Source organism: Candidatus Protofrankia californiensis (assembly GCF_900634765.1).
Taxonomy (GTDB): Bacteria; Actinomycetota; Actinomycetes; order Frankiales; family Frankiaceae; genus Protofrankia; species Protofrankia californiensis.
In genome coordinates this window covers 10,347-16,028 of record NZ_CAAAFT010000334.1, presented here as the reverse complement: position 1 = coordinate 16,028, position 5,682 = coordinate 10,347, and the positions used below count along the sequence as shown (strand labels likewise).

General features: G+C 72.3%; 5 protein-coding genes and 1 pseudogene. All 6 read left to right on the top strand.

The window, feature by feature from the left end:
* Positions 1 to 251 (top strand): annotated as a pseudogene (locus DD1DGNOD_RS17580) (ABC transporter ATP-binding protein); the annotation flags it as partial.
* On the top strand, positions 248 to 2,083 hold the full coding sequence (locus tag DD1DGNOD_RS17575; protein WP_131770642.1) for an ABC transporter ATP-binding protein: 1,836 nt from the start codon (positions 248 to 250) through the stop codon (positions 2,081 to 2,083). The pseudogene DD1DGNOD_RS17580 and the gene DD1DGNOD_RS17575, both read left to right, overlap by 4 nt.
* A gap of 107 nt (positions 2,084 to 2,190) precedes the next feature.
* The gene (hisI, locus tag DD1DGNOD_RS17570) at positions 2,191 to 2,652 is read left to right on the top strand and encodes a phosphoribosyl-AMP cyclohydrolase (RefSeq protein ID WP_131767569.1); all 462 of its coding nucleotides are present in this window, start codon (positions 2,191 to 2,193) and stop codon (positions 2,650 to 2,652) included.
* Positions 2,649 to 4,157 (top strand): anthranilate synthase component I, encoded by a 1,509-nt coding sequence (locus DD1DGNOD_RS17565; protein ID WP_131770641.1) that lies wholly within the window; start codon positions 2,649 to 2,651, stop codon positions 4,155 to 4,157. The genes hisI and DD1DGNOD_RS17565 overlap by 4 nt, the downstream gene beginning before the upstream one ends.
* Positions 4,158 to 4,306: 149 nt before the next feature.
* Positions 4,307 to 4,852, top strand: coding sequence for a Trp biosynthesis-associated membrane protein (locus DD1DGNOD_RS17560; RefSeq protein WP_241255806.1), 546 nt, complete (start codon positions 4,307 to 4,309; stop codon positions 4,850 to 4,852).
* Between the two features lie 400 nt (positions 4,853 to 5,252).
* On the top strand, positions 5,253 to 5,682 hold a 430-nt coding region (locus DD1DGNOD_RS17555), incomplete at its 3' end, for an indole-3-glycerol phosphate synthase TrpC (protein ID WP_131770644.1).

Genomic DNA, 5,682 nt, shown 5'->3' with positions numbered 1-5,682 from the left:
GTGCGTCCACGGTGGTCGTCGTCGCGCACCGGCGGGCAACGATAGAGCTGGCCGACGACGTCGTCTACCTGGAACGGGGGCGGGTCGCCGGGCACGGGACCCACCGTGAGCTGATGGTCACCTCGCCCGGGTATGCGGCGTTGCTCTCCGCGTACGACCCGACGGGCGCCGCGTGCGGCCCGACAGGCCCCACATACAGCCCGACAGGCGTGGACGGCAGCCCCGCCGAGGACGCCGGGCTGGTGCGATGAGCACCGCCGCCGTGCCCACGCCCCGCGGCGGTGGCGGTGGCGGTGGCGGTGGCCTGGCGCCGGTCCCGGTACGGCCCCGGGAGCCGTTGTGGGCCACATTGCGCCGGATCCGCCGGCTCGCGCCGGAGTTCACCGCGGGCCTGCCTGTGACGCTGGCCCTTGCCGCCGTCGCGACCGCGGGACGGGTCGTGATCCCGATCGCCGTCCAGCAGACCGTCGACCGTGGCCTGCTGGACGGCCGGCCGGACCTGTCCGTGGTGCGCCACGCGGTGGTGGGCGCGGCCGTGGCGATCATGGTGGCGGCGTTGGCGGCCTACCGGATGAACGTCCGGTTGTACCGGATGTCGGAGGCAGTCCTGGTGACCATGCGGATACGGGCGTTCAGGCACATCCACGACCTGTCCATGCTGACCCAGTCGGAGCAGCGGCGCGGGGCGGTCACCTCCCGGGTCACCAGCGACGTCGACCAGATGTCGCAGTTCCTGCAGTTCGGCGGCATGGTCCTGCTGCTGTCCACCGGGCAGATGCTGATCGCGACCGTGCTCATGGCGGTTTACTCCTGGCCTCTGACCGTCGTCGTCTACGCCTGTTTCATCCCGATGGCTGTTGTCGTGCGGCGGTTCCAGCCGCGGCTGACCCGGCAGTACCTGACCGTCCGGGAACGGGTCGGGGACATGCTCGGTGCGATCTCGGAGTCGGTGGTCGGCGCGGCGGTGGTGCGCGCCTACGGTGTCCAGGCACGTACGGCGACGCGCGTGGACACCTCTGTGGACCGTTACCGTTCGGCGCAGACGGCCGCGCAGCGCCTGGTCGCCACGGTCTTCTCCGCCGGGGAGCTGGTGGCGGCGGGTGCCACCGGCGCCGTGGTGGTCGCCGGGGTGCTGCTCGGGGTGGGCGGCCACGTCAGCGCCGGGAAGTTGGTGGCCTTCCTGTTCCTGGTGACGTTGTTCGTGGTGCCGCTGCAGACCCTGACCGAGATGCTCAACGAGGGAGCCAACGCGTTCGCCGGCCTGCGCCGCGTCCTGGACGTGCTGGACACCCCACAGGACGTGCCCGACCCGGGTCCGGGCGGGCGGGATCTGCCCCGTGGGCCGCTCACGGTGTGCTTCGACGGGGTCTCGTTCGCCTATCCGGGAGGCCCGCTCGTCCTGCATGCCGTCGACCTGCGGATCGCGCCTGGCAGCCGGGTCGCGGTGGTCGGCGAGACCGGATCGGGCAAGACCACGCTCGCCAAACTGCTCGTCCGGCTGATGGATCCCACCGCCGGTCAGGTGCTGTTCGCGGGCGTGCCCCTGGACCGGGTGCGGTTCGCCTCGCTGCGCCGGCGGGTCGTGATGGTCCCGCAGGACGGGTTCCTGTTCGACGTGAGCATCGCCGACAACGTCCGCTACGGACGTCTGGATGCTACTGACAGTGATGTCATGGACGCGTTCGCGGCGTTGGGGCTCGCCGACTGGATCACCGGGCTCGCCGACGGTGTGCTGACCCGGGTCGGTGAGCGCGGAAGCTCGCTGGCCGCGGGCGAGCGTCAACTGGTGGCTCTCGCCCGCGCCCAGATCGCCGCCCCGGATCTGCTCGTCCTCGACGAGGCGACGTCGGCGGTGGACCCCGCGACCGAGGTGCGGCTGGCCCGTGCGCTGGGCGAGCTGACCCGCGGGCGGACGTCGGTCACGATCGCCCACCGGCTGTCCACGGCCGAGTCCGCGGACATGGTGGTGGTCGTCGACGCCGGCCGGATCGTGCAGCAGGGCACCCACGCGGAGCTGGTCGGGGTCCCCGGTGTGTACCAGCGTCTGCACACCTCGTGGACGGCCGGGGTTACCGGGTCGTGACAGCCGGGGTCGGCGGGTCGTGACGGACGGCGCGGGCACGGCTCGGTCAGCGGGCATGCCGGTGCCGTCTGGTCACCGGATATGTCGGCACCGTCCGGTCACCGGGCATGCCGGGCCGCCGGGCGCGGCACAATGGGCTCGTGCCCGCCCATCCCCCCCGGCTGGACCCCGCGATCGCCGGCCGGCTCAAACGTGACGCCGCCGGCCTGTTCCCGGCGGTCGCCCAGCAGTACGACACCGGTGAGGTGCTGATGGTCGGCTGGATGGACGACGAGGCCCTGCGCCGTACGCTCACCACCGGACGCGCCACCTACTGGAGTCGCAGCCGTCGCGAGTACTGGGTCAAAGGGGACACCAGCGGCAACCTGCAGCTGGTCCACTCGGTGTCCCTGGACTGCGACGGGGACACCGTCCTGGTGCAGGTCGACCAGCTGGGGCCGGCTTGTCACACCGGCAGCCGGACCTGTTTTGACGGCCGGACGCTGCCGGTCACCGTCGTCGATCCGTTGCGAGCCCGCGATGCCCGGCATGCGGACGTCGCCGAACCCGCGAGGGGAGCGCAGCTGTGACGACAGGGGAGGTCAACCCCGGCCGCGCGCAGTTCCACGAGCTGGCCGCCGAATACCCGGTGGTTGCGGTGACCCGCCGCCTGCTCGCCGACGGCGAGACCCCGGTCGGGATCTACCGCAAGCTCGCCGGTGGCCCCGGAACGTTCCTGCTGGAGTCCGCCGAACACGGCGGGGCGTGGTCGCGGTACTCGTTCGTGGGCGTCCGGGCCGCGGCCACTCTCACCGAACGTGACGGATCGGCGGTCTGGGTGGCCGGCGACCCACCGCCGGGGCTGCCCACCGGCGGTGACCCGCTGGAGATCCTGCGTGCGGCGCAGGTGGCGTTGCGCGCTCCCCGGCTTCCCGACGCCCCACCGCTGACCGGCGGGCTGGTGGGCTACCTGTCGTACGACATCGTCCGGCGGGTGGAACGGCTGCCCTCGGGCGCCGTGGACGATCTGGGCATGGCCGAGCTGCGGATGATGCTGACGGCCGACCTTGCCGTGTTCGACCACCGGGACGGCTCCTGCCTGCTGATCGCCAACGTGTTCACTGGCGGTGGCGGTGATCTGGATGCGGCCTACGACGACGCCCTGCACCGGCTCGAGGTCATGACGGCCGGTCTGTGCAAGTCGACCGAGCCGACCGTGGCCAGCACCGGGGTGCCGGCGGACCTGTCGATCGCGGATTTCGTGTCGATGACCGAACCGGAGCGTTTCGAGGCGTCCGTCGAAGCCGCCATCGAGGAGATCCGGGCCGGCGAGTGCTTCCAGATCGTGGTCTCCCAGCGGTTCGAGCGGCCGACGACGGCCGCCGCCCTGGACATCTACCGGGTGCTCCGGGCGTCCAACCCGAGTCCCTACATGTACCTGCTCCGCTTCGACGACCATGACGTGGTCGGCTCCTCGCCGGAGGCACACGTGACGGTGACGGGACGGCGTGCGCTGCTGCACCCGATCGCCGGTAGCCGCCCTCGTGGCGCCACCCCGGAGGCGGACGCCGAGCTTGCCGCGCAGATGCTCGCCGACCCCAAGGAACGGGCCGAGCACGTGATGCTCGTCGACCTGGTGCGCAACGACCTGGGACGGGTCTGCACGCCGGGTTCGGTCCGTGTGGTCGAGTTCGCCGCCGTCGAACGGTTCTCGCAGATCATGCACATCGTGTCCACGGTGATCGGTGAGGTCGCCGAGGACCGCTCGGCCGTGGACGTCCTCACGGCGACGTTTCCCGCCGGGACCCTCACCGGTGCGCCGAAGGTGCGCGCAATGGAGATCATCGACGGGCTCGAACCCACCCGCCGGGGCCTGTACGGGGGGGTGGTCGGCTACCTGGACTTCGGCGGTGACCTGGACACCGCGATCGCCATCCGCACGGCCGTGCTCCGCGACGGCGTCGCCTACGTGCAGGCCGGCGCGGGTATCGTCGCCGACTCCGTCCCGGCGGCCGAGAACAACGAAAGTCGCACCAAGGCGGCGGCGGTGCTGCGGGCGATCGAGATCGCAGAGTCGCTGCGTCCGCCGACATGAGCGGGAGCCCACCGCACCGGGCGCCGTCCGCGGCTCCTGGGAGGTCGCTGGATAACGGCGTTCGATCAGCGAACGGGGAGGACGCGAACCGGCCCGTTGTTGCCGGGCAGCCTGCCCGCGGCAGCGGGCGGCAGGAGATGGCCGCGGCGGTGGCCGCCTGCCTGCTCGGCGCCGCCCTGGTGCTGCTCACCGCCGGGGCGACCTGGGTACGGGTACGCGTCGCCGCCACGACCGCGGACGGGCAGGAGGCGGCCGCCGCGCCGCTGGCGGCGAGCCTGACCGGCTCCGACCTGGCCCCGGCCCTCGCCGGGCTGGGTCTGGTGGGGCTCGCCGGTGTCGTGGCGATCGCCGCCACCAGGCGGTTGGGACGGGTGGTCGTCGGTGCGCTGGTCGTGCTCGCCGGTGTGGCGATCGCGGTCGTCGCCGGCCGGCTCGCCGCCGATCCCCTGCCGGCGGTGCGGGCCGCCTCGCAGGTGCGCGACCTTGTCCCGGGTGCCACCGCCGATCTGCGGGACCTGCGGCGCACGTTCGCGCCGTGGCTGGCCACCTGCGCAGGCGTGCTCCTCGCGCTCGGTGGGTTACTCGTCGCATTGCGCGGGCACACCTGGTCGGCGCTGTCCGCCCGCTACCGGACTCCGGCGGCCCGGCCGGTTGACGCCTGGGAGGCCATCGACCGCGGCGACGACCCGACCTGACGAGACCCGCCCTGACCCGGCCACGGCTGCCTGGCGTCGGGTCGGCACGGGGAGGGCGGTGGTTGCCCGGCGCCGGGTCGGCGCGGGGGCCGATGGCTGCGCCGGCGGGCCCGCAGCTGCTCGCCAGCGGGCCGGCGGCCGAGTATCGGCTACCTTACGGTTGGCATCGGTCCCTCTGGTTGAACAATGAACGAACAACCACGATACGTGGGGATGGAGCTGGTGTATCCGGTGTGCAAAGGTTTTTCGGCTCCCTCGTTTCACTGCTTTTCAGCTTGTGTCAACCGACGGGCAACCGTCGGGTGTGAGAGTGAGAGCCCTTTGGCGGGGGCCGGATGCCGCTCAATCACGCCTGGCCTAACATCGGCGCCATGGCTGAGACAGCCGCGGGCGCCGGCCGATGAGCGTTCTCGACGACATCCTTGACGGGGTGCGCGCGGACCTCGCCGAACGGGAGGCCGCGATTCCCCTGGCGGCGCTGAAGCGACGCGTCGAGCGCGTCCCCGATCCCAGGGACGCGCTGGCGGTGCTGCGTACCCGGGCCGTCGCTGTGATTGCCGAGGTCAAGCGCCGTTCCCCGTCGAAGGGCGAGCTCGCCACGATCGCCGATCCGGCGGCGCTGGCGGCTCAGTTCGAGGCGGCGGGCGCGGCGGCGATCAGCGTCCTGACCGAACGGCACCGGTTCGGGGGGTCGCTGGCCGATCTGGACGCCGTGCGTGTCGCGGTGGACGTGCCCGTGCTGCGCAAGGATTTCGTGGTCTCCCCGTACCAGATCTTCGAGGCGCGGGCGCACGGCGCCGACATCGTCCTACTGATCGTGGCGGCGCTGG

Excerpts from the sequence above, each read along its gene's own strand:
- DD1DGNOD_RS17575 (WP_131770642.1), top strand. The coding sequence starts at position 248 with ATGAGCACCGCCGCCGTGCCCACGCCCCGCGGCGGTGGCGGTGGCGGT.
- hisI (WP_131767569.1), top strand. The coding sequence starts at position 2,191 with ATGCCGGGCCGCCGGGCGCGGCACAATGGGCTCGTGCCCGCCCATCCC.